The organism is Streptomyces sp. NPDC060049 (assembly GCF_042736715.1).
Lineage (GTDB): Bacteria > Actinomycetota > Actinomycetes > Streptomycetales > Streptomycetaceae > Streptomyces.
Genome location: NZ_JBHWVV010000008.1, coordinates 108,219 through 130,411 on the forward strand (window position 1 = coordinate 108,219; position 22,193 = coordinate 130,411).

14 protein-coding genes are annotated in these 22,193 nt (G+C 68.8%); 5 read left to right on the top strand and 9 right to left on the bottom strand.

Annotated features, from left to right (window positions below; all coding sequences use genetic code 11):
• Window positions 1-245: 245 nt before the first annotated feature.
• The 4 genes from ACFWBY_RS16925 to ACFWBY_RS16940 all read right to left on the bottom strand — a co-directional run bounded on the left by ACFWBY_RS16925 (window position 246) and on the right by ACFWBY_RS16940 (window position 4,958).
• Window positions 246-1,535, bottom strand: a complete 1,290-nt coding sequence (locus ACFWBY_RS16925) for a sugar ABC transporter permease (RefSeq protein WP_385332471.1) — start codon at window positions 1,533-1,535, stop codon at window positions 246-248.
• A gap of 26 nt (window positions 1,536-1,561) precedes the next feature.
• Window positions 1,562-2,350, bottom strand: a complete 789-nt coding sequence (locus tag ACFWBY_RS16930) for an ATP-binding cassette domain-containing protein (RefSeq protein ID WP_385332350.1) — start codon at window positions 2,348-2,350, stop codon at window positions 1,562-1,564.
• A gap of 162 nt (window positions 2,351-2,512) precedes the next feature.
• Window positions 2,513-3,625, bottom strand: coding sequence for a sugar ABC transporter substrate-binding protein (locus ACFWBY_RS16935; RefSeq protein ID WP_385332353.1), 1,113 nt, complete (start codon window positions 3,623-3,625; stop codon window positions 2,513-2,515).
• Between the two features lie 118 nt (window positions 3,626-3,743).
• Window positions 3,744-4,958, bottom strand: coding sequence for an ROK family protein (locus tag ACFWBY_RS16940; RefSeq protein ID WP_385332356.1), 1,215 nt, complete (start codon window positions 4,956-4,958; stop codon window positions 3,744-3,746).
• 581 nt (window positions 4,959-5,539) lie between these two features.
• Here ACFWBY_RS16940 and mgtA point away from each other — a divergent pair.
• The gene (mgtA, locus tag ACFWBY_RS16945) at window positions 5,540-8,260 is read left to right on the top strand and encodes a magnesium-translocating P-type ATPase (protein WP_385332359.1); all 2,721 of its coding nucleotides are present in this window, start codon (window positions 5,540-5,542) and stop codon (window positions 8,258-8,260) included.
• A 34-nt stretch (window positions 8,261-8,294) separates the two neighbouring features.
• The gene (locus ACFWBY_RS16950; RefSeq protein WP_385332362.1) at window positions 8,295-9,026 is read left to right on the top strand and encodes an MgtC/SapB family protein; all 732 of its coding nucleotides are present in this window, start codon (window positions 8,295-8,297) and stop codon (window positions 9,024-9,026) included.
• Here the strand turns inward: ACFWBY_RS16950 and ACFWBY_RS16955 are convergent.
• The 5 genes from ACFWBY_RS16955 to ACFWBY_RS16975 all read right to left on the bottom strand — a co-directional run bounded on the left by ACFWBY_RS16955 (window position 9,019) and on the right by ACFWBY_RS16975 (window position 16,666).
• Window positions 9,019-9,948, bottom strand: a complete 930-nt coding sequence (locus tag ACFWBY_RS16955) for a carbohydrate ABC transporter permease (protein ID WP_385332365.1) — start codon at window positions 9,946-9,948, stop codon at window positions 9,019-9,021. The genes ACFWBY_RS16950 and ACFWBY_RS16955 overlap by 8 nt on opposite strands.
• Window positions 9,949-9,960: 12 nt before the next feature.
• Entirely contained in the window at window positions 9,961-10,905 is a 945-nt protein-coding gene (locus ACFWBY_RS16960) for a carbohydrate ABC transporter permease (RefSeq protein ID WP_214956481.1), read from the bottom strand.
• A gap of 44 nt (window positions 10,906-10,949) precedes the next feature.
• Complete coding sequence (gene ngcE, locus ACFWBY_RS16965) at window positions 10,950-12,401, bottom strand: N-acetylglucosamine/diacetylchitobiose ABC transporter substrate-binding protein (RefSeq protein ID WP_385332369.1); 1,452 nt, start codon at window positions 12,399-12,401, stop codon at window positions 10,950-10,952.
• A gap of 305 nt (window positions 12,402-12,706) precedes the next feature.
• Window positions 12,707-15,436 (bottom strand): aconitate hydratase AcnA, encoded by a 2,730-nt coding sequence (gene acnA, locus ACFWBY_RS16970; RefSeq protein WP_385332372.1) that lies wholly within the window; start codon window positions 15,434-15,436, stop codon window positions 12,707-12,709.
• Window positions 15,437-15,574: 138 nt separating this feature from the next.
• Window positions 15,575-16,666 carry a LacI family DNA-binding transcriptional regulator gene (locus ACFWBY_RS16975; RefSeq protein ID WP_385332375.1) on the bottom strand — a complete coding sequence of 364 codons (1,092 nt, stop codon included), beginning with the start codon at window positions 16,664-16,666 and terminating at the stop codon, window positions 15,575-15,577.
• A gap of 92 nt (window positions 16,667-16,758) precedes the next feature.
• Between ACFWBY_RS16975 and ACFWBY_RS16980 the strand changes: the two genes are divergently transcribed.
• The 3 genes from ACFWBY_RS16980 (at window position 16,759) to ACFWBY_RS16990 (ending at window position 22,147) form a co-directional block, all read left to right on the top strand.
• Entirely contained in the window at window positions 16,759-18,693 is a 1,935-nt protein-coding gene (locus ACFWBY_RS16980; RefSeq protein WP_385332378.1) for an amidohydrolase, read from the top strand.
• A 298-nt stretch (window positions 18,694-18,991) separates the two neighbouring features.
• The gene (locus tag ACFWBY_RS16985) at window positions 18,992-20,521 is read left to right on the top strand and encodes a helix-turn-helix domain-containing protein (RefSeq protein ID WP_385332381.1); all 1,530 of its coding nucleotides are present in this window, start codon (window positions 18,992-18,994) and stop codon (window positions 20,519-20,521) included.
• 459 nt (window positions 20,522-20,980) lie between these two features.
• Window positions 20,981-22,147, top strand: coding sequence for a helix-turn-helix domain-containing protein (locus ACFWBY_RS16990; RefSeq protein ID WP_385332474.1), 1,167 nt, complete (start codon window positions 20,981-20,983; stop codon window positions 22,145-22,147).
• Window positions 22,148-22,193 lie beyond the last annotated feature (46 nt).

Genomic DNA, 22,193 nt, shown 5'->3' on the forward strand with positions numbered 1-22,193 from the left:
TCCTTGCAGTTGCCAGCTGGTCCGTCGAGTCTAATGTTCCGCTCGCGGCGGGCATCATCGGGCGGTACCGGTCGGGGTCACAGCTTTGTCATACCTGTACGCACCTGCGCGAAGCCACACCCGTCAAACGGGCGCACACCCGTACAGATATACGCAAATATCTACGCACAGGTGCCCGGCACCACTCGTAGTGGCACCGGGCACTGTGACGGTTCTTACCGCCGCGTCACTCGCGGACCGCTGAATCAGGCACGTCCGGCCGTCTTCTGCGTCTTGCGGGTGACCGAGTCGATCACCACGGTGGCGAGCAGTACCGCACCGGTGATCATGTACTGGATCGGCGTCGCGATTCCCTCCAGGGCCAGACCGTACTGGATGGACGTGATGACCATGACGCCGAGGAGGGCGTTCCAGGTCCGGCCGCGGCCGCCGAAGAGGCTGGTGCCGCCGATGACGGCCGCCGCGATCACGTTCATCAGCAGGTCGCCGGAGCCGGCGCTCTGGTTAGCCGCCGCGATCTTGGAGGCCCAGAAGAGGCCGCCGATCGCCGCGAAGGTGCCGGAGATCGCGAACACCGTGATCCGGACCCGGTTGACGTTGATGCCGGCGCGCCGGGAGGCCTCGACACTGCCGCCGAGCGCGAAGACCTGACGACCGAAGGTCGTGCGCCGCAGCACGAAGTCCGAGACGACCAGGGCCAGCAGGAAGAGCACCACCGCGAGCGGCAGTCCCTTGTACTGGTTGAACACGACGGCGGGACCGAAGGTGAACACCGCGAGGAGCGCGGTGCGCAGCAGGATGTCGCCGAGCGGGCGGGAGGGGACGCCCGCGGCCGCGCGGCGCCGCGCGTCGAAGAACGTGCCGAGGAAGTACCCCGCCACGGTGAGGCCGGCGAGCCCGTAGCCGACGGCCACGTCCGAGAAGAAGTACGTGGTCAGCTGCCCGACCACGCCGTCGGAGTCGAGGTTGATCGTGCCGTTGCTGCCGAGGATCTGCAGCATCGCGCCGGACCAGAAGAGCAGGCCCGAAAGGGTGACGGCGAAGGCCGGAGCGCCGATCCTGGCGAAGAAGAAGCCGTGGATGGAGCCGATCAGGGCGCCTCCGGCGACCGCCGCGACGAGGGACAGCCATTCGTTGACGCCGTGGGTGACCGCGAGGACCGCGACGATCGCGCCCGAGACACCGCTGACCGAGCCGACCGAGAGGTCGATCTCGCCGAGCAGCAGCACGAAGATGATGCCGACCGCCATCATGCCGGTGGCCGTCATCGTGATCGCGATGTTGGTGAGGTTCTCGGGGCCGAGGAAGTTCGAGTTCAGGCCCTGGAAGATGCTCCAGATGATGATCAGGCCGAGGACGACGGGCACGGAGCCCAGGTCGCCGGCCTTGAGCTTGCGGCCGAACTCGTTCATGTATCCGGCGAGGCCCTGCTCGCGCACGAGCAGCCGGGGGTCCACGGCCGGGATCGCGTCGTGCGCGGCGGCCGGGTTGACCGGGTCGATGTGCCGCGTCCGGCCTGCGGGGCCCTTGCCCAGCGGACCGGCGGCATGCTTATGGGTGCTCACTTGCGGGCCTCCCCCGTACGGGCCGCCCGGCGGGTCACGGCGTTGTCCGTGGCCCCGGTGATGGCGGAGATGATCTCTTCCTGCGAGGTGTTCTTCACGGAGAAGACGCCGTTGTTGCGGCCCAGCCGCAGTACGGCCACCTTGTCGGCCACGGCCTTCACATCGGCCATGTTGTGGCTGATGAGGATGACGGCGTGGCCGCGCTCGCGCAGCCGCTCCACCAGGTCGAGCACCTGTGCGGTCTGCTCGACGCCGAGGGCGGCGGTGGGCTCGTCGAGGATGACGAGCTGGGGCTCGCCCAGCATGGAGCGGGCGATCGCCACGGTCTGGCGCTGGCCGCCCGAGAGCGAGGCGATGGGGATGCGGACGCTGGGGATCCGGATGGACAGGGTGGTCAGGAGCTCGCGGGCGCGCCGCTCCATCTCCACCTCGTCGAGGACGCCGCGCCGCTTGAGCTCGCGGCCGAGGAAGAGGTTGCCGACGACATCGATGTTGTCGCACAGCGCGAGGTCCTGGTAGACCGTCGCAATGCCCAGGTTCTGGGCGTCGTGGGGCTTGGTGATCGAGACCGGGCGGCCCTCCCATTCGATGACACCGTCATCGATGGGGTGCACGCCGGCGATCGTCTTGACCAGCGTGGACTTGCCGGCGCCGTTGTCGCCGACGAGGGCGACCACCTCGCCGGAGTGGATCTCGAGTTCTACGTCGGTCAGGGCCTGAACGGCGCCGAACCGCTTCGAGACCCCTCGCAACGCCAGTACGGGCGCAGCGGACACATGAACCATCTCCTTGCCGCCTGACCGGCGGGGATGTCGTGCAAAAGAAGCAGGACCACGGGGATATCTGATGAGGTGAAACGTTTCTGTCCGGCGCCCCGCCAGTGGCGGGATGGAGGCGGGGGCGCCGGACAGGCATGGGGCCGGCTCGCGGGGCGAGCGGCGGGGGCCTTACTTCAGGCCGAGGGTGGCGCAGGCGGCCGCGTACTTGTCGGTGCAGATCTCGTCGGCCGAGTAGACGTTGTCCCGGATGACCGTGTCCTTGATGTTCGCCTTGGTCAGCGAGACGACGGGGATCAGCAGGGACGGAACGCCCTTGGCGGAGGGGCTGTCCACCTTGGAGGTGGTGATGACCTCGAGCCGGTCGCCCTTCGCGAGGGCGACGGCCATCTTTGCGGCGGCCTCGGCCTCGGGGGCGTACGGCTTGTAGACGCTCATGAACTGCTCACCGGCGACGATGCGCTGCACACCGGCGAGTTCGGCGTCCTGACCGGTGACCGGGGGAAGCGTGGACACACCGGCCGCCTTGAGGGCGGTGATGATGCCGCCGGCCATGCCGTCGTTGGCGGAGTAGACGCCGACGACCTTGTCCTTGCCGAGCGCCGAGAGAGCGGCCGCCATGTTGGTGTTGGCGTTCTCCGGCTTCCACTCGACGGTGTCGTACTCCTTGCCGATGTTCACCTTGCCGTCGAGGACGGAGTGCGCACCGGACTTGAAGAGCTTGGCGTTCGGGTCGGTGACCGAGCCGTTCATCATGACGATCTGGCCGTCCTTGGCCTTGTCGCCCAGGGCCTCCAGGAGCGCCTTGCCCTGGACCTTGCCGACCTCTTCGTTGTCGAAGGAGGTGTAGGCGTCGATCGGGCCCTCGGCCAGACGGTCGTAGGCCACGACCGGGATGCCGGCCTCCTTGGCCTTCTTGACCGAGCCCGCGATGGCCTTGGAGTCCACGGCGTCGATGATCAGGACGTTCACCTTGTTGGTGATCATCGTGTCGACCTGCGAGTTCTGCGTGGTCGCGTCCTGCTTGGCGTTGGCGTAGACGACCTCGCCCTTGCCCGCGGTGAGGTCGGCGACGGCCTTCTCGATGAGCGGCTTGTCGAACTTCTCGTAACGAGCGGTCTGGTTCTCCGGCAGGAGCAGGCCGACCTTGATCGCGTTGCCCTTGACGGTGGCGGTAGAGCCCTTGCTGTCGCCGGACTCCTTCGCACTGCCGCAAGCGGCGAGCGAGACGGCCATGGCGCTGGCGGCGACGGCTACGGCGGCTCTGCGCATACGCGTGTTCATTACTTGAACCTCCCTGACGAGGCCGCAACACTGCGGCCGAGGTGGATGTGAGTCAACCCCGGCCGCGAGTTTGCCGTCAAGGAGTGAATCCTTAACGAGATGACAACGGTGCCATCCGTTATCTAACTGAAGACAAGACGGCCGGCGCTCGCACCCCACTGCCCTCTTCCGCCAAAAGCGTCGAATCACCCATTTCACTGAGCACGAGGGCGAGCGCTCCCAGCACCTCGGCGCGGCCGCCCAGCGACCCGGTCAGGACCGACAACTGCCTGGCCGCGCTGGGGATGGCGTACCTGCCCACGGACTCGCGTATGGGGGCCAGCACCAGTTCGCCGGCGTCCGCCAGCGAACCGCCCAGGACCACCCGGCTCGGGTTCAGGAGGTTGCACAGGCTGGCCACGCCACTGCCGATGTGGCGGCCCACGTCGGTGATCACCCGGCGGCAGCCGGGGTCGCCCTCCCGGGCGAGCTCCACCACCCGCTCCATCGTCAACTCCGGTCCGTGGCTGCTCTGCAGGAGCGGCAGGACGTACCGGGCGGCGGCGAAGGTCTCCAGGCAGCCGCGGTTGCCGCAGCGGCAGACCGGGCCCGACTCGTCCAGCGTGATGTGCCCGATCTCGCCGGCCGTGCCGCCGGGTCCGCGGTAGATCTGGCCGTTGATCACCAGCCCCGCGCCGACACCACTGGCGACCTTGATGTAGGCCAGGTCCTTCACCCCGCGCCCGCTCCCCCACACGAGCTCCCCCAGCGCCCCGAGGTTCGCGTCGTTGTCGACGTACACGGGCACGCCGAGGCGGCGCGAGAGCTCCTGGCGCGGGTTGATCCCGGCCCAGCCCGGCAGGATCGCGGTGGACCCGAGGGTGCCCGACTCCACGTCGATGGGGCCCGGTACGCCGAGGCCGACGCCGATGACCTTGTCGCGGCCGACCCCTATGCCCTCGATGAGCCGTCCGACCAGGGCTTCCGCCCGGTCGAAGCCGTCCACCCAGGAGGCGTCCACGTCCAGTGGCTCGGACTCCTCTGCCAGTACCTGGTGCGCCAGGTTGCCGACGGCCACCCGCAGGTGGGTGTGGCCGAAGTCGACGCCGATCACGATGCCCGCGTCACCGCTGAGCGAGACGCTGCGCGCGCGCCGGCCGCCCGCGGAGGTGTCCGTGACCTCGACGGTCCCGGCCTCCCTGAGCTCGCGCACGATGTTGGAGACCGTGGCCGCCGACAGCCCCGTGCTCCGGGCGATCTCGGCCTGGGTCAGAGAACCCGCGAGCCGCACCGCCCGTACGACGCGCTCCAGATTCGCGCGATGCAGTGAAGACTGCGATCCGGGAGTCTGCACGACTCATCCACTCCTGCCCATAAGCGACGGCAAGCCGTCGCCCCCCGGCCGGGACCGTAGCGGCTGCGTGCTCCGAGACCCCGGCGTCTCTCCAACTTGTGAACCTTAAGTCGAGCCTTTGCGCCTCGAGACGTCAAGGGGCCGACGCAGCACGAATCGGCCACTATGGGTCATAAGTATGAGAGAAACATCCATCAGTGGCGTGCTACGGTCGCTGAGGCGTCGTTCTTCTACGGTCTTTTACGGCCGGATCGGGCGCCCCCTGTCATGACAGCGCGACGCGAGGAGGTGTTCGGGATGAGTCCCGATCGAAGTCCTTGCAGCGCTCTCTCCGGCTGACCGCCCACGGGCGGGTCGGCCTTTCCCGAGCGTGTACGGCCGCGGCTCCGTGCCGCCCCCGTGCGTTTCTGCATTCACCTTCGTGATTCCTTCCGCATGACCTGACGGTTCCGTCAGGCCTGCGTCACCCATGCCCACCGGCGTGCCCCGTGGCCGTACGTGCCCCTTCGCGCCGCCCCATGATCACTCCACGTGACCGTTCGGCTTCGTGCTGTCCGGCACCACGGAGGGAGTTTTTCGTCATGACCATGCTCACCCCTCGTACCCCCACGAAGCTCGCACCGCCGGGCTCGGCACGCCGCGAGCGCAAGGCCGCCGAGCTGGAGGCCCGCACCCGGGCCTCCGGCGAGCGGCTCGCCGCGTCCAGCGCCCGCTCCAGCGTCCAGGTCCTGCAGGAAGTGGACGCTTCGCGCAACGGCCTCACGCACACCGAGGCCGCACTGCGCCTGGAGCACCACGGCGCGAACGTCATCGCCCACGACCGGGCCCCGCGCTGGTGGTTCCAGCTCGCGAAGGCCTACTGGAACCCGTTCATCGGGGTCCTGATCTTCCTGGCCGCCGTCATGTACTGGCAGGACCCGGCCGACCCCGGCGTCATCATCCTCTCGGTGATGGTCGGGATCAGCGGACTGCTGCGCTTCTGGCAGGAATTCCGCTCGGGCCGCGCCGCCGACGCGCTCCAGAAGCTCGTCACCACCACCTGCGCCGTGCAGCGCCGGGCGGGCAGCGGCTCCGGACCGACCACCTTCGAAGTCCCGATGGACCAGGTGGTCCCCGGCGACATGGTCAAGCTGGCCGCCGGCGACCTGATCCCGGCCGACCTGCGGCTCATCACGTCCAAGGACCTGATGGTCAGCCAGGCCGCCCTGTCCGGCGAGTCCCTGCCGGTCGCCAAGGCCGACACCCGGACCGAGGACTTCGGGCAGTTCGAGACCACCGACCCGGTCGAGGCCGACAACCTCTGCCTGATGGGCACTTCGGTCACCTCCGGCACCGCCACCGGAGTCGTCGTCGCCACGGGCGCCGACACCTACTTCGGCTCGATGGCCGGCTCACTGTCCGGCGAGCGCCCGCAGACCAACTTCGACACCGGCGTGCGCAAGGTCAGCTTCCTGCTGATCCGCTTCATGCTGGTGATGGTCCCCGTCGTCTTCATGATCAACGGCTTCACCAAGGGCGACTGGAACGCGGCCTTCCTCCTCGGCATCGCCGTGGCGGTGGGCCTGACGCCCGAGATGCTGCCGATGGTGGTCTCCGCCAACCTGGCGCGCGGCGCGGTCGCCATGTCCAAGCGCAAGGTCGTCGTCAAGCGGCTCAACGCGATCCAGAACCTGGGCGCCATGGACGTGCTCTGCACGGACAAGACCGGCACCCTCACCGAGGACCGGATCGTCCTGGACCGCTACCTGGACGTGCACGGGAACGACGACAACGAGGTCCTGGAGTACGGCTACCTCAACTCGCACTTCCAGACCGGCCTGAAGAACCTGATGGACCAGGCGGTCATCGACCGCGTGGGCGAGGCCGAGGAGGTTGTCGTCGATGCCCGGTTCAAGATGGTCGACGAGATCCCCTTCGACTTCGCCCGCCGCAGGATGTCCGTGGTCCTGAACCGCAACAGCATCGTGGGCGACCTCGGCCGCCCCGAACACGTCATGATCACCAAGGGCGCGGTCGAGGAGGTCCTCGATCTCTGCAGCCACATGAGGGACCGCGGGCAGCGGGTCGAACTGACCGAGCAGCTGCGCTGGCACGTCACCCGCATCGCCGAGGACAACAACCGTCGGGGCCTGCGCGTCCTCGCCGTGGCCACCCGCACCATGGACGCCCCGCGCGACACCTACACCGTCGCCGACGAGGACCGGCTGACCCTGGTCGGCTTCCTCGCCTTCCTCGACCCGCCGAAGGCCGACGCCGCCGAGGCCCTGCAGGGCCTCGCCGACAAGGGCATCGCGGTCAAGGTCGTCACCGGCGACAACGAGCTGGTGGCGGCCCGGGTCTGCGCCGACGTCGGCATCGACGTGGGCCATGTGGTCTCGGGCGGCGAGCTCGACGCCCTGGACGACGCGGCGCTGCGCGCGCTGGCCGCCCGTACGACGGTCTTCGCCAAGGTCAACCCGGTCCAGAAGGCACGGATCGTCCGGGCCCTGCAGGCCGACGGCCACACGGTCGGCTTCCTCGGGGACGGCATCAACGACGCCGCCGCGCTGCACGACGCCGACGTCGGCATCTCCGTCGACACCGCCGTCGACATCGCGAAGGAGTCGGCGGACATCATCCTGCTGGAGAAGGACCTGACCGTCCTGGAGCAGGGCGTGATCCAAGGCCGGACCACCTTCGGCAACACGATCAAGTACATCAAGATGACGGCCAGCTCGAACTTCGGCAACGTCTTCTCGGTGCTGGTGGCGAGCGCCTTCATCCCCTTCCAGCCGATGCTGGCGATCATGCTGCTGGTCCAGAACCTCGTCTACGACATCGCGCAGCTGGCCACGCCGTGGGACCGGATGGACGAGGAGTACCTGCGCAAGCCCCGCAACTGGGACGCCAAGGGCATCGGCCGGTTCATGGTCTGCATCGGTCCCATCAGCTCGATCTTCGACATCGCCATGTTCGTGATCATGTGGAACGTGTTCGCCGCCAACAGCGAGGCGAGCCAGGCGCTCTTCCAGTCCGGCTGGTTCATCGAGGGACTGCTCTCGCAGACCCTGATCGTCCACATGATCCGTACCCGCAAGATCCCCTTCATCCAGTCCCGCGCCTCCTGGCCGGTGATGGTGATGACCGTCCTCGCGGTGCTGACCGGGCTCTACCTGCCCTTCTCGCCGCTGGCCGAGTCGCTGGGCTTCGTGGCCCTGCCGGCGAGCTACTTCCCGTGGCTGATCGGCGTGCTGCTCGCCTACTGCACGCTCACGCAGCTGCTGAAGACCGTGTACATCCGCAAGTTCGGCACCTGGCTGTAAGAGGCCGCACGCGACAGAAGGAGGGAGGCGGGCCATGGGCCTCACCGAATGGGAGATGGCCGGGCACCTGGCCGCGGCGCTCGGGTTCGGGGCGGCGATCGGCCTGGAACGGCAGTGGAGGGCCCGGATGGCGGGCCTGCGGACCAACGCCCTGGTGGCGGGCGGCGCCGCGCTGTTCGTGCTGCTCTCGCAGTACGGCTTCATGAGCGAGGTCTCGCAGGTCCAGTACGACGGCTCGCGGGTCGCCGCCCAGATCGTCTCGGGGATCGGCTTCCTCGGCGCCGGCGTGATCATGCGCGACGGGCTGAGCGTACGGGGCCTGAACACGGCCGCCACCCTGTGGTGCTCGGCGGCCGTGGGCTGCCTCGCCGGCACCGGGATGTTCGTCCTGGCGGCCTTCGGCACGGCGGGCGTGGTGGGAGCGAACCTCCTGCTGCGCCCGCTGGGCCGGCGCATGGACCGCGACCCGGGGGGCGGTGCCGAGGTGGCCACCGACTTCCACTTCGAGGCCGTGTGCCTGGAGGCGGAGGAGGCCCACATCCGCCACCGGCTGGTCGACGCGCTGGGCCGGCCCGGCTACCAGCTGCGCTCGATCCGCAGCCAGGACGGCCCGACGGCCGGCCTGGTGACGGTGTCCGCACTGCTGACCGCCGAGGGCGAGGGGGGCCGGATGCTGGAGGAAGCGGTCAGCAACCTCTCCCTCGACCCCTCCGTCTCGGCGGTCAGCTGGTCGGTCGTGCCCGACCGGTCCGCGTCCGCTACTTGAGGGTGGCGGACGTCAGGCCGGCCTGGATCTGACGCTGGAAGGACAGGTAGACCACCAGCATCGGGATCATCGCGATGGTCACACCGGCGAACAGCACCGGCAGGTCCGTCTCGTAGCCCATCTGGTACTGCAACTGGATCAGGCCCTGGGTGAGCATGTAGCGCTCGGGGTCCGATCCGGTCTGCGGCTGCATCAGCACGGAGGGCAGGATGTACTGGTTCCACTGCCCGAGGACATTGAAGATCCCGACGCTGATCAGGCCGGGCTTGGCCATCGGCAGCATCACCTGGAAGAAGATCCGGGTGTGCGAGGCCCCGTCGATCACCGCCGCCTCGTGCACGGCCGTCGGCAGCGTCCGGAAGAACGAGTGCATGAAGAAGACGGTGAAGGGCATCGAGTACGCCACGTACACGAGGATCAGGCCCTGGTACGAGTTGAGCATGTCCAGCCGCTTCACCATGAAGAACAGCGGGACGAGCGCCAGGAAGACCGGGAACATGGCCCCGCTGACGAAGAAGTAGTAGATCAGCCGGTTGCCCGTGAACGGGTAGCGGGCCAGGACGTACGCGGCCATCGAGCCGAGCAGCATCGTCAGCGGTACCGAGAACACCATCACGATCAGCGTGTTGGCGAAGTAGTTCCCGATGCCCTTGGTCCAGGCGCGGCCGAACGCGTCGAACTCCCAGTGGGCCGGCCAGCTCAGGGCCGAGCCGCCGATCTGCGCGTCGGTCTTGAAGGAGCCGAGCACCAGCCAGATCAGGGGCAGGATGATCAGTATCCCCCACACGGCGAGGAAGCCGTGCGAGAAGACGTTGAGGACCATGCCCTCGGAGCCGCCCTTGCCCCGGCCGCGGGTCTGCCCGGTGCCGGCGGCGCGCTTCTCGGCTGCCGCCTCGCCCGGTGCTTTGATCACTGTGGTCATCGTGGTCTCCCGCTAGAACTCGACGTGCTCGCGGCGAGTGGCCCGCAGCGTGATGGCGGAGAGGATCAGGGTGAGGACGAGCATCACGACCCCCATGGCGCAGGCGTATCCGGCCTGGCCGAAGTACAGGAAGTTACGCATCAGCACCGTCGCCATGACCTCGCTGTGGTGGTCCGGTCCGCCGCCGAACTGGCCCGAGGTCATGGTCGACACGAGGACGAACATGTCCATCGCGGCGATGCCCAGATAGACCGCGGAGGTCTGTACAGAATCCCACAGCAGGGGCAGCGTGACCTTGAAGAAGGTCTGGGCGCGCCCCGCGCCGTCGAGGAGCGCGGCCTCGTAGATGTCCTTGGGGACCGACTGCATGGCGGCCGAGAAGAGGACGAGGTAGAAGCCGACCCCGTGCCAGACGACGACGAGCAGCAGGCACCAGAGGACGAAGTTGGGCTCGTTGAGCCATTCGATCGGGTGGGACGGGTCGACCAGTCCCAGTTTTACGAGGAATCCATTCAGCAGGCCGCCCTGGTCGCTGCGGTACACGGCTCCGAAGAGCACCGCGAGGATGGCGAGGGAGAGGACCTGCGGGAAGAAGTAGATCACCTTGTAGAGGGCTGAACCCGCCACCCCCTGGACCCCGCCGGCCCCGCTGCGCCCTCCGGCGTTCAGCATGAAGGCGAAGAACAGGGAGATCAGGATGGTGACCGCCGGGACGAACACCAAGAGCAGCAGGTTGTGCAGCAGCGCGCCGCGGAAGACCTCGTCCTTCAGCAGGGCCGAGTAGTTGTCCAGACCGACGAAGTCGAAAGTCGGTGACTGACCCGTCCAGTTGGTGAAGGAGTAGCCGAACGTCTGGATGTACGGCCAGATGACAAAGGTCAGATACAGCGCGAGGGGCAGGATGAGGAAGCCGGCGATGAAGCCGCCCCGCCCTTTGCTGTTTGCTACGTGGCTCATGGTGTCCGTCCCTGGTGTGTCCGGGTGACCGGTGGACGCTGGTGTCAGCTGCGCTTGTTGTTCTTGGCGTTCGGGTCCTTGGTCGCCTTGTCTACCGCAGCCTGGGCCCGCTTGATCCATTCCTTGGGCTGGATGCGCTTGGCCATCAGCTCATTGGACGCGTTCTCCAGCTCGGTGCCCATCTCGCTGTACCAGTCCGCGTAACGGTAGTTGAAGGTGTTGTCCCCGGCCGCCTTGAGCGCGGCGACGGCCGACTGCGTGCCCGGGCGGAGCTTGACCGCCGGGTCCACGCCGTCCTTGAGGACGGTGAGGGAGTTGGCCTGCTGGGCGAAGAGGGTCGACCACTCGCGCGACAGCATCGAGCGGAGGAACTCCAGGCCGCCGGCCTTGTTGGCGGCCTTCTCCGGGACGATGAAGGGCTCGCCGGCGCCGGCGCGGATGGCCTCGAAGGGCAGCTTGCTCCCGGGCAGCACCGGCATCGGCAGGAACTGCATGTCGAAGTCGTCCGGGGTCTGCTTGAGCTGCTCGTTCTCCAGCCAGGAGCCGGAGGTGATGAAGGCGGCCTTGTACTGGTTCCACTGGGTCTGGGACTCGGTGTGCGTCAGGCCGTTGGTGCCCGGCAGCAGCAGGTCCTTCTCGACGATCTCGTAGATCGCCTCGACCGCCTCGAGCGCGACCGGGTTGTCCGCGAAGGCGTTCGGCTCCAGGTTGTCGATCGCCTTCATGGCATCCAGGCCGCCCTTCTTGGCGATCAGGTCCATGATGGCGACGTTGATGTAGTACGGGTACTTGCCCTGGTGGGCCAGGCCGCCGATGCCGGCTTCCTTGGCCTTCTTGCAGATCTCCATGAACTCGGGCCAGGTCTTCGGCGGGGTCCAGCCCTTCTCCTTGAAGAGCTTGCCCGAGTACCACAGGCCCCAGACGGTGTAGACGTACTGCAGCGCGACGAACTTGCCGCCGACCATGCCGCCTTCGACGGTCCCCGGCATCAGCGTGTCCCGGACCGTCTTGGCCGGGTCGTCGGGCGAGGGGGCGTCGAGCACCGCGGTGAGGTCGGCGAGCTGGTTGCCCTTGGCGAGCACGTCCAGCTTGATCTGCTGGGCGCCGGAGTCGTCGACGACGTCCGGCGGGTTGCCGCCGTTGAAGCGCGGCTGCAGCTTGGAGGTGATCTCCTGGGTGGAGAGGTGGGAGGTGGTGGTGCCCCACTTCTTGTCGAACGCCGCCTCCCAGGCCTTGGCGTAGTCGTCGCCGTAGCCGCCCTTGAAGACGACCACGTCGAGCTTGCTGCCCTTGGAGACGCCGAACGGGTTTTCCTTGGACGTGGCCGTCTTGGCCTCGTTGCCCTTGGTCGTCTCCTCGGAGCCGGAGGCGCACGCGGACAGGAAGCTCATCGTCGGTACGGCGATGAGGCCGAGTGCCGCGGAGCGCTTGATCAGGTCGCGGCGGCCGAGGCCCTCACCGTTGCTGTTCTCGCCGTGGGCGGAGGTGGATCCCATGTTCAAGTCCTCGCCTTCGTCAGGAGTGTGAAGGAGGAAGGAAGTGTGGCTGTTGCCGCACGTGCGGACATCACCGCAGGTCCCCGCCGTCCCCCCGTCCGGGGCCGCTCGTTTCGCGGCGATCCGGACGGGCACAGGTATAGTCCACTTCCGCTCCTGTGAGCAAGATCATGTGCCGGTATGGGCCCCGGCTTTTCCGAGTTGAGACCTCACCGTCACCTGACTTGGCCGTCGGAGCCGCCCGCAGAAACGGAAGGACCGTACCTCCTTTAACGGAGGTACGGCCCTTTGGTGCCGATATGCGCTCAGCCGCGGATGAGGTTGCGGAGCACGTACTGCATGATGCCGCCGTTGCGGTAGTAGTCCGCCTCACCGGGGGTGTCGATGCGGACGACCGCGTCGAACTCCACGCCGGTGTCGGTGGTCACCTTGACGGTGCGCGGGGTGGTGCCGTTGTTCAGCTCCTCCACACCGGTGAAGGAGAAGGTCTCCTCGCCGGTGAGGCCCAGGGAGGCCGCCGTGGCGCCCTCGGGGAACTGCAGGGGCAGGACGCCCATGCCGATCAGGTTCGAGCGGTGGATGCGCTCGTAGGACTCCGCGATGACGGCCTTGACGCCGAGCAGCGCCGTGCCCTTGGCCGCCCAGTCGCGGGACGAGCCGGAGCCGTACTCCTTGCCCGCCAGGATGACCAGCGGGATGCCGGCGGCCTGGTAGTTCTGCGAGGCGTCGTAGATGAAGGCGACGGGCGCGCCCTCGACGGTGAAGTCGCGGGTGAAGCCGCCCTCGGTGCCCGCCGCGATCTGGTTGCGGAGGCGAATGTTGGCGAAGGTACCGCGGATCATGACCTCGTGGTTGCCGCGGCGGGAACCGTACGAGTTGAAGTCGCGGCGCTCGACGCCGTGCTCCGTGAGGTACTTGCCGGCCGGGGTGTCGGCCTTGATCGCACCGGCCGGGGAGATGTGGTCGGTGGTGACCGAGTCGCCCAGCTTCGCCAGCACGCGGGCGCCGGCGATGTCGGAGACCGGGGTGGTCTCCATCGTCATGCCCTCGAAGTAGGGGGGCTTGCGGACGTAGGTGGACTGCGGGTCCCACTCGAAGGTGTTGCCCGTCGGGATCGACAGCGCCTGCCACTGGGCGTCGCCCGCGAAGACGTCCTGGTAGGACTTGTTGAACATGTCCTCGCCGATGGCGTTCGCCACGACGTCGTTGACCTCGGCCTCGGAGGGCCAGATGTCCTTCAGGAAGACCGGCTTGCCCTCGGTGTCGATGCCGATGGCGTCGTTGGTGATGTCCACCTTCATGGAGCCCGCGATGGCGTACGCGACGACCAGCGGCGGGGAGGCCAGGTAGTTCATCTTGACGTCGGGGTTGATGCGGCCCTCGAAGTTGCGGTTGCCCGAGAGCACCGAGGTGACCGCGAGGTCGGCCTCGTTGATCGCCTTCGAGATCTCCTCCTCCAGCGGACCGGAGTTGCCGATGCAGGTGGTGCAGCCGTACCCGACGAGGTTGAAGCCCATCTTGTCCAGGTACGGGGTCAGTCCGGCCTTGTCGAAGTAGTCGGTGACTACCTTGGAGCCCGGGGCCAGCGTGGTCTTGACCCACGGCTTGCGGGTCAGGCCCTTCTCGACCGCCTTCTTCGCCACGAGCGCCGCGGCGACCATGACGTAGGGGTTCGAGGTGTTGGTGCACGAGGTGATCGCGGCGACCGTGACGGCGCCGTGGTCGATCTCGAAGGAGGTGCCGTCGGCCAGGGTCACCGGGGTGGGCTTGGTGGGCACACCGTTCGCGGTGGCCGGCGAGTCGGACGCCGGGAAGGACTCCTTGCCGGCCTCCTCGTCGTCGTTGACGTAGTTGCGCACGTCCTGGGCGAACTGCTGCGAGGCGTTGGCGAGGACGATGCGGTCCTGCGGGCGCTTCGGGCCGGCGATGGAGGGGACGACCGTGGAGAGGTCGAGCTCCAGCTTCTCGGAGAAGTCCGGCTCGGCGGCCGGGTCCAGCCACAGGCCCTGGGCCTTGGCGTACGCCTCGACGAGCGCGACCTGCTGGGCGTCGCGGCCGGTCAGGCGCAGGTACTTCAGCGTCTCGTCGTCGATCGGGAAGATCGCGGCGGTGGAACCGAACTCCGGCGACATGTTGCCGATGGTGGCGCGGTTCGCCAGCGAGGTGGCGGAGACGCCCTCACCGTAGAACTCGACGAACTTGCCGACGACGCCGTGCTTGCGGAGCATCTCGGTGATGGTCAGCACGAGGTCGGTGGCGGTGGTGCCGGTGGGCAGCTCGCCGGTCAGCTTGAAGCCCACGACGCGCGGGATCAGCATGGAGACCGGCTGGCCGAGCATCGCGGCCTCGGCCTCGATGCCGCCGACGCCCCAGCCCAGTACGCCCAGGCCGTTGACCATCGTGGTGTGCGAGTCGGTGCCGACGAGGGTGTCGGGGTACGCCTGGCCGCCCCGGACCATGACCGTGCGGGCGAGGTGCTCGATGTTGACCTGGTGGACGATGCCGGTGCCCGGGGGGACGACCTTGAACTCGTCGAAGGCGGTCTGGCCCCAGCGCAGGAACTGGTAGCGCTCCTTGTTGCGGCCGTACTCCAGCTCCACGTTCTGGGCGAACGCCTCGTTGGTGCCGAACTTGTCGGCGATGACCGAGTGGTCGATGACCAGCTCGGCCGGCGCCAGCGGGTTGATCTTGGACGGGTCGCCGCCGAGGGCCTTCACGGCCTCGCGCATGGTGGCGAGGTCCACGACGCAGGGAACGCCGGTGAAGTCCTGCATGATCACGCGGGCCGGCGTGAACTGGATCTCCTCGCTGGGCTGGGCCTGCGAGTCCCAGTTGCCGAGCGACCGGATGTGGTCGGCGGTGATGTTCGCGCCGTCCTCGGTACGGAGCAGGTTCTCCAGCAGGACCTTCAGGCTGTAGGGAAGGCGGGCGGAGCCCTCGACCTTGTCCAGCTTGAAGATCTCGTACGACTCGTCGCCCACCTGCAGCGTGCTGCGGGCGTCGAAGCTGTTCGCCGACACGACAGTCTCCTTCATGCATGAATTCGCGCGTATTACCGCAATCCTGCCGCGAGGCACTCTGGCCAATCCGCTAAGGTGAGGCTAAGTTAGGTAACCCTTACCAGCGGGGCGGCTGCGGTACGTCAGGGCAGATATCTCGATGTCGAGATAACTCTAGTACATGAGAGGTGGCCGGGACGAGGCACGCACCCACAACCCCGCCGGTACCGTCAGCCTGCCAGGCGATTGCGCATGTCCGGATTCGATCAGCTTGACCAGGGACGAAACCGCCGATTCGGCGATCCGCTCCGGGTTGAAGGTGACGGTGGTCACGGAGGGTTCGTTCTCGGCGTACGCCGGGTCCTCGCTGGCGCAGACCAGCAGCAGCCCGTCCTCCCCCGGCCGGGCGCCGGACGTCCCGCCGGGGACACGTCCGGGGATACGGATGCCATGGCGCGCGGCGGCGGCCAGCACCTGCCGGCCGCCCGGGTCGTATACGCAGTAGACGGCGTCGGGCCTGTCCGGCCCCGCGAACGCGGAGTCGAAGGCATGCCCGGCCGCGTCGTTGGGGTCGAAGGGGACCACGAGCGGAGCCCGGCCGTGCCCGGCGCACCAGTGTTCATAGGCTGACGTGACGGCCCCGGTGTAGAACTCCCGGCCGTAGCCCGCGTGCAGCGCGATCCGCCGGGCGCCGGAGGCCTCGAGGTGGTCCAGTACCTCGCGGGTGGTGGCGGTGTGGTCGTTGTCCACCCACACGTCCCCCGGCCGGGCATCGACCGGCGGCCCGTCGAAGACCACCGGCAGACCGCGCGCCCGCAGCGCGCGCAGCACCGGGTCGTCGGCCGGACTGTCGAGCAGCAGCATCCCGTCGACCGCCAGGGTGTGCCACAGCGGCTCGGCGCCCCGGTCGGCGGGCAGCGTGGTCAGGGCGTAGCCGTGGGCGTGCGCCGCCGAGGTGGCGGCGATGAGCATCCGGGAGAAGTAGGCGATCCGCGCGAAGTCCCAGGCGAACCCCGCGTACGTGGTCACGGCGATGCCGAGGCTGCGGCTGTGCGGGCCGCGCCGGGCCCCGTAGCCGAGGGCGCCGGCCACCTCGCGCACCCGGCGGCGGGTGGACTCGCCGACGCGTCCGGTGCCGTTGAGCGCGTGCGAGACGGTCGCGGTGGAGACCTCGGCGGCGCGCGCGATGTCGGCGAGGGTCGGACCGGGCACGGGCGCGGGCGGGGGCATCGGGACGGGCGCGGGCGCGTGAAGGGGGGCGGGCACGGCGCCATCGTACGGATTTCGTCGCCGGAGGCGGGTTCCGGTTAAGCCCTTAATCAAACAGCGTCCTGGCCACACCAACGTTTGGAGTGGGCATGCAGTCTTCTTCTTCCTCCCCTCTGTCCCCCCTGTCTCCCCTGTCCCGCCGGGGGCTTCTCGCCGCCGCCGGGGCCGCCGGTGCGGCGGGCCTGCTGGGTGCGGGGCCCGCCGCGGCCGCCTCCGCCGCCCCTTCCGGCGGGCGGGGTTCGGCCGCCCTGGTGGTCCGCAACGCCTCGGTGTTCACCGGGACCGCTCGCCGGGGGCCCGTGTCGGCGGTCGCGGTCAGCCGGGACGGGAAGATCCTGGCCACCGGGACCGATGCGGCGCTGCGCCGGTACGTGGGCCGGGACACCGAGGTGGTCGACGCCCGCGGCAACACGGTGATGAGCGGGATCCACGACGGCCACGTCCACCCGCTCGGCGCCGGGGAGCGCTCGCTGTCCCCCTCCCTGGACGGCGCGGAGACCACCCCGCAGGAGCTCCGGGAGATCCTGACCGGCTTCCTCGCCGACACCGGCGGCGCGGCCGCCGAACCCGACGGCTGGCTGGTGGTGGAGGACTGGAACCCGGTCGGACTGCTCCCCGTGGGCACCACCGCGCACCACTCGATGCTGGACGCGCTCCCCACCCGGCGGCCGGTCGTCCTGGTCGGCGGCGACGGGCACAACCTGTGGGCCAACCAGCGGGCCCTGGACATCGCCGGGGTCACGGCGGCCACGCCCGACCCGGTCGGCGGCAAGGTGGTCAAGGACGCGGACGGGCAGCCGACGGGCGTCTTCAAGGACGACGCGCAGGGGCTGGTGAAGCGGTTCGTACCGGAGCGCACCCGGGCCGAACTGGTCGCGGCGTGCGCCGAGGTGTTGGAGCTGGCGGCGGCCTGCGGGGTCACGACGATGATGGACGCCCTGGTGGGACGGCGCGAGCTGGAGCTGTACCAGGCGCTCTCGGCGGCGGGCAGGCTGCCTCAGCGGATCGTTCCCGCGATCCGGCTGGACGCGGAGCAGGCCGAGGACCCGGCGGGCTCGCTCGCGTACGCGCGGGGCCTGCGGCGGGAGTTCGAGGGAGTGCGGGGGCTCCGGTTCGGGATGATCAAGGTGTTCCTGGACGGGGTCATCGAGTACCCCGCGCAGACGGCCGCCCTGCTGGAGCCCTACCTCGACGGGAACGGCGCACCGACCGCGAACCGGGGCGAGCTCTACACCGCGGCGGCGCAGTACGGCCGGCTCAGCGCCGCCTTCAACCGGGCGGGCTGGCAGATGCACGCCCACGGGCTCGGAGACCGGGCGGTACGCACCGCTCTGGACGGATACGCGTACGCCCGGCGGGTGACGGGACACCGGGACGCCCGCAACGCGGTGGCCCACCTGCAGCTCGTGGACCCGGCGGACCTGCGGCGCTTCGCGCAGCTGGGCGTCGCGGCGTGCCTGCAGCTCCAGTGGGCGGCGAAGGACACCTGGACGATGGAGGCGCTGCTCCCCTACATCGGGCCCGAGCGGCACCGGTGGATGTACCCGGCCCGCAGCCTGGAGAAGGCGGGCGCGCGGCTGACCGGCGGCTCCGACTGGCCCGTGGACGCCCTGCAGGTGTGGAACCAGCTGCGTACGGCGATCGACCGGCAGGGCGCCTCCGGGGCGGGCGAGCTGTACCGGGAGCTCGAGGGGCTGAGCCGGGACTCGGCGTTGCGCATGCACACTTCGGGAACGGCCTGGCAGCTTCGCCAGGAGGAGCTGACCGGCACCGTGGAGGCGGGCAAGGCGGCGGACCTGGTGGTGCTGGACCGGGATGTGACGCGCTGTCCGGTGGCCGACATCAGCGGGACGGGGGTACGGATGACCCTGGTCGGCGGCCGTGTGGTGCACGACGCGGATTCGGCGTCGGGGCGGACGGCTTCGGCGCGGGTGGCCCGCGCCGCGGCCGCGGGCCCGCGCCCGGCCTCGTACGCGGCGGTCCACGGCGCCGGCCGGGGCCGCCACCACGCCTGCGGTCACTGAGGCAACCGGCGCCGCTTGGTACCCTTTGCGGGCATCTGCCCCGCTCGGCCCCTCTGCCATCAGGCGCGGCGGTTGCCCTCTTTGTCCGTAGTGGGGCGGCGGTTGCCCTCTTTGTCCGCAGAAGGGCAGCGGTTGCCCTTTTTGTCCGCAGAGGGGCGGGGCGCCGCCCGCCCGGCCGCCCGGAGGGCTCGCCGCGCGCCGCGCGCCCGCCGGCCCCACCATGGGACCTGACGCCTGGTAACACCCGTCTGCCACACCCGGCGCGGGCGGAATCTCATATCTGAGATACGGTGCAGACATGGCAGACGACTACCTCGTACGCATCGGCAAGCTCATCCGTGACGCCCGGCAGCACCGGGGCTGGACACAGAGTCAGCTCGCCGACGCACTCGGCACCAGCCAGAGTGCCGTCAACCGGATCGAGCGCGGCAACCAGAACATCAGCCTTGAGATGATCGCCCGCATCGGGGAAGCCCTCGACAGCGAAATCGTCTCTCTGGGCTACGCCGGTCCGATGCACCTGCGCGTGGTCGGCGGTCGCCGTCTGTCCGGCGCCATCGACGTCAAGACGAGCAAGAACGCCTGCGTCGCACTGCTGTGCGCCTCGCTCCTCAACAAGGGGCGCACGGTGCTGAGGCGGGTCGCCCGCATCGAGGAGGTCTACCGCCTCCTGGAGGTCCTGAACTCCATCGGTGTCCGCACCCGCTGGATCAACGACGGCGTCGACCTGGAACTCGTACCGCCGGCCCGCCTCGACATGGACGCCATGGACGCGGACGCGGCCCGCCGGACCCGGAGCATCATCATGTTCCTGGGCCCCCTGCTCCACCGGATGGACCACTTCAAGCTGCCCTACGCCGGCGGCTGCGACCTCGGCACCCGCACCATCGAGCCGCACATGATCGCCCTGCGCCGCTTCGGCCTGGACATCACCGCGACCGAGGGCATCTACCACGCCCAGGTCGAGGCCGGGGTCTCCCCCGAGCGCCCGATCGTGCTGACCGAGCGCGGGGACACCGTCACCGAGAACGCGCTGCTGGCCGCCGCCCGGCACAACGGGACCACGGTCATCCGCAACGCCTCCTCCAACTACATGGTCCAGGACCTGTGCTTCTTCCTGGAGGCCCTCGGCGTCCGCGTGGACGGTGTCGGCACCACGACCCTGACGGTCCACGGCATCCCGAACATCGACGTGGACGTGGACTACTCCCCCTCCGAGGACCCGGTCGAGGCGATGAGCCTGCTGGCCGCGGCCGTGGTCACCGAGTCCGAGCTGACCATCCGCCGGGTCCCGATCGAGTTCATGGAGATCGAGCTCGCGGTCCTGGAGGAGATGGGACTCGACCACGACCGCTCACCGGAGTACACCGCGGACAACGGCCGCACCCGCCTGGTGGACCTCACCGTCCGCCCGTCGAAGCTCGAAGCGCCGATCGACAAGATCCACCCCATGCCCTTCCCCGGGCTGAACATCGACAACGTCCCGTTCTTCGCCGCCATCGCGGCCGTGGCCCAGGGTCAGACCCTGATCCACGACTGGGTGTACGACAACCGGGCCATCTACCTGACGGACCTCAACCGTCTCGGCGGCCGCCTCCAGCTCCTGGACCCGCACCGCGTCCTGGTCGAGGGGCCCACCCGCTGGCGCGCGGCGGAGATGATGTGCCCGCCGGCCCTGCGCCCGGCGGTGGTCGTCCTCCTGGCGATGATGGCGGCCGAGGGCACCTCGGTCCTGCGCAACGTCTACGTCATCAACCGCGGCTACGAGGAACTGGCGGAACGCCTCAACTCGGTGGGCGCGCAGATCGAGATCTTCCGGGACATCTAGGAAGCCGGACCCAATGCGTTGAAGCAGGCATTACGCCCCCCTCAGAAGTGGCCGCCGACCTGCGGAGATACCTTCCGACACCCATCGATACCTTCCAGCAGTTTCCATCCCCTTGTGCAGCAACTATGCAAGGAGATGACCCGGCGATTGACGCAGTGTCATTTGGTGCGAGACCCCGCCATCCCCTAACAGAGGATGACGGGGTCTCAGTCATTTCAGGGTTATTTGTTCTAAAAGTGCAGGCATCCCGCCGGTTTGCCGAGCATCACCTGAACTCTCCGAGCCAGCAAGGGCTTTCCGGGTTCTGAGATCCATTGGCCAAGGGCCGCCACCCGCGTGCTCCCAGCGGTACCTTCGCGTCAGAAGCGTTAACGGATCGGGGTGGTGGATGTGAGCGGGTACATCGAGGAGCAAGAGCGGATCGGGCAGCGGGTCCGGCGACAGCGGCTCTCCGTCGGGATGACCCAAGCCGACCTCGCCGCCGCCCTCGGCCGGACGCAGGGATGGGTGTCCAAGCTGGAGAAGGGCCGGATCGAGCTGGACCGGGCCGGGCTGATCAACGCGGTGGCCGCCGCCCTGCACTGCCATCCCAACACCCTGATCGATCGCCCGTACACGGGCGGTGGCGCCGAGACCAAGTGGCAGGTGTCCGCGGCCTCCATCCTGCGGGAGTTGCGCCGCTATGACCTCGCCCCCGTCTTCGACGGCACCCCGCGCCCGTCCGAGTTGCTGTGGCACGACATGAAGCGTCTGCTTCGCCTGCGCGACGCCGCTGCGAACGGCGCCGTGTTGATCGAGCTGCCGGACATGCTGCGGGAGGCCCGCGCCCTCGCCGAGGTCTCCACCGGACATGAGCGCGAAGAGGCGTTCGCGATCTACGCGGTGGCGTGCAAGTTCGCCCACACCGCCGCCCACGCCCTCGGACATCCCGAGCTGGTCGCCATGGCCTGCGAACGCGCTACATGGTCGGCGCAGCTCTCCGGCGACCCGGTGATGCCCGCGATGGCCCTGTGGATGCGGATGTGGGACACCTGGGCTTCCGCCGACTGGGACGACGCCCTCGCCCTCGGGGACAAGGCCCTCGCCGGCATCGAGGCGGAGTACGAATCCGGTGACCCGCTCGCCCTGCGCATGTGGGGCGCCCTCCACCTGCGGTCCGCGATCTCCTGTGCCCGGGGCGGGAACGCGGCCGGGGCTGACGAGCGCCTCGCTCTGGCCCGTACAGCAGGTGAGCGGGTCAACGCCTACGTCGGTCCCGAGATCCACGATCGGCACTCCGTCACCTTTTCTCTCGGCAACGTCATCATCCACAGCGTCAGCGCTGCCTTGGAAATGAGCGACCAGACGAAGGCACTCCGCCTGAACCGCGAGGCGGACCCGGCGCACATCGCGGTCCTGCCGAACTCCCGTCTCGGTCACCACCACATGGACCTCGCCCGCGCGTGGCTGTGGGACGGCAACCGCGACCAGGCCCTGACCGAGCTGGAGACGGCCGAGCACATCGCCCCGCAACTGGTCCGCAATCACCCCGTCGCACGGGCGACTCTGCGGAAGATCGTCTACGCCGAGAGGGTTGCCACGCGCCAGCGGCTGCGGGGCATGACCGGACGTTTTTCGCTGGACTGATCTGCGGGTATTCCACGGAATCATATTCCTGCGTAGCGGGGCGCAT

Excerpts from the sequence above, each read along its gene's own strand:
- ACFWBY_RS16980 (WP_385332378.1), top strand. The coding sequence starts at position 16,759 with ATGCAGTCTTCTTCTTCCTCCCCTCTGTCCCCCCTGTCTCCCCTGTCC.
- ACFWBY_RS16960 (WP_214956481.1), bottom strand. The coding sequence starts at position 10,905 with ATGAGCCACGTAGCAAACAGCAAAGGGCGGGGCGGCTTCATCGCCGGC.
- ACFWBY_RS16955 (WP_385332365.1), bottom strand. The coding sequence starts at position 9,948 with ATGACCACAGTGATCAAAGCACCGGGCGAGGCGGCAGCCGAGAAGCGC.
- ACFWBY_RS16930 (WP_385332350.1), bottom strand. The coding sequence starts at position 2,350 with ATGGTTCATGTGTCCGCTGCGCCCGTACTGGCGTTGCGAGGGGTCTCG.
- ACFWBY_RS16935 (WP_385332353.1), bottom strand. The coding sequence starts at position 3,625 with ATGAACACGCGTATGCGCAGAGCCGCCGTAGCCGTCGCCGCCAGCGCC.
- ACFWBY_RS16990 (WP_385332474.1), top strand. The coding sequence starts at position 20,981 with ATGACCCAAGCCGACCTCGCCGCCGCCCTCGGCCGGACGCAGGGATGG.
- ACFWBY_RS16950 (WP_385332362.1), top strand. The coding sequence starts at position 8,295 with ATGGGCCTCACCGAATGGGAGATGGCCGGGCACCTGGCCGCGGCGCTC.
- mgtA (WP_385332359.1), top strand. The coding sequence starts at position 5,540 with ATGACCATGCTCACCCCTCGTACCCCCACGAAGCTCGCACCGCCGGGC.
- ngcE (WP_385332369.1), bottom strand. The coding sequence starts at position 12,401 with ATGGGATCCACCTCCGCCCACGGCGAGAACAGCAACGGTGAGGGCCTC.
- acnA (WP_385332372.1), bottom strand. The coding sequence starts at position 15,436 with ATGAAGGAGACTGTCGTGTCGGCGAACAGCTTCGACGCCCGCAGCACG.
- ACFWBY_RS16985 (WP_385332381.1), top strand. The coding sequence starts at position 18,992 with ATGGCAGACGACTACCTCGTACGCATCGGCAAGCTCATCCGTGACGCC.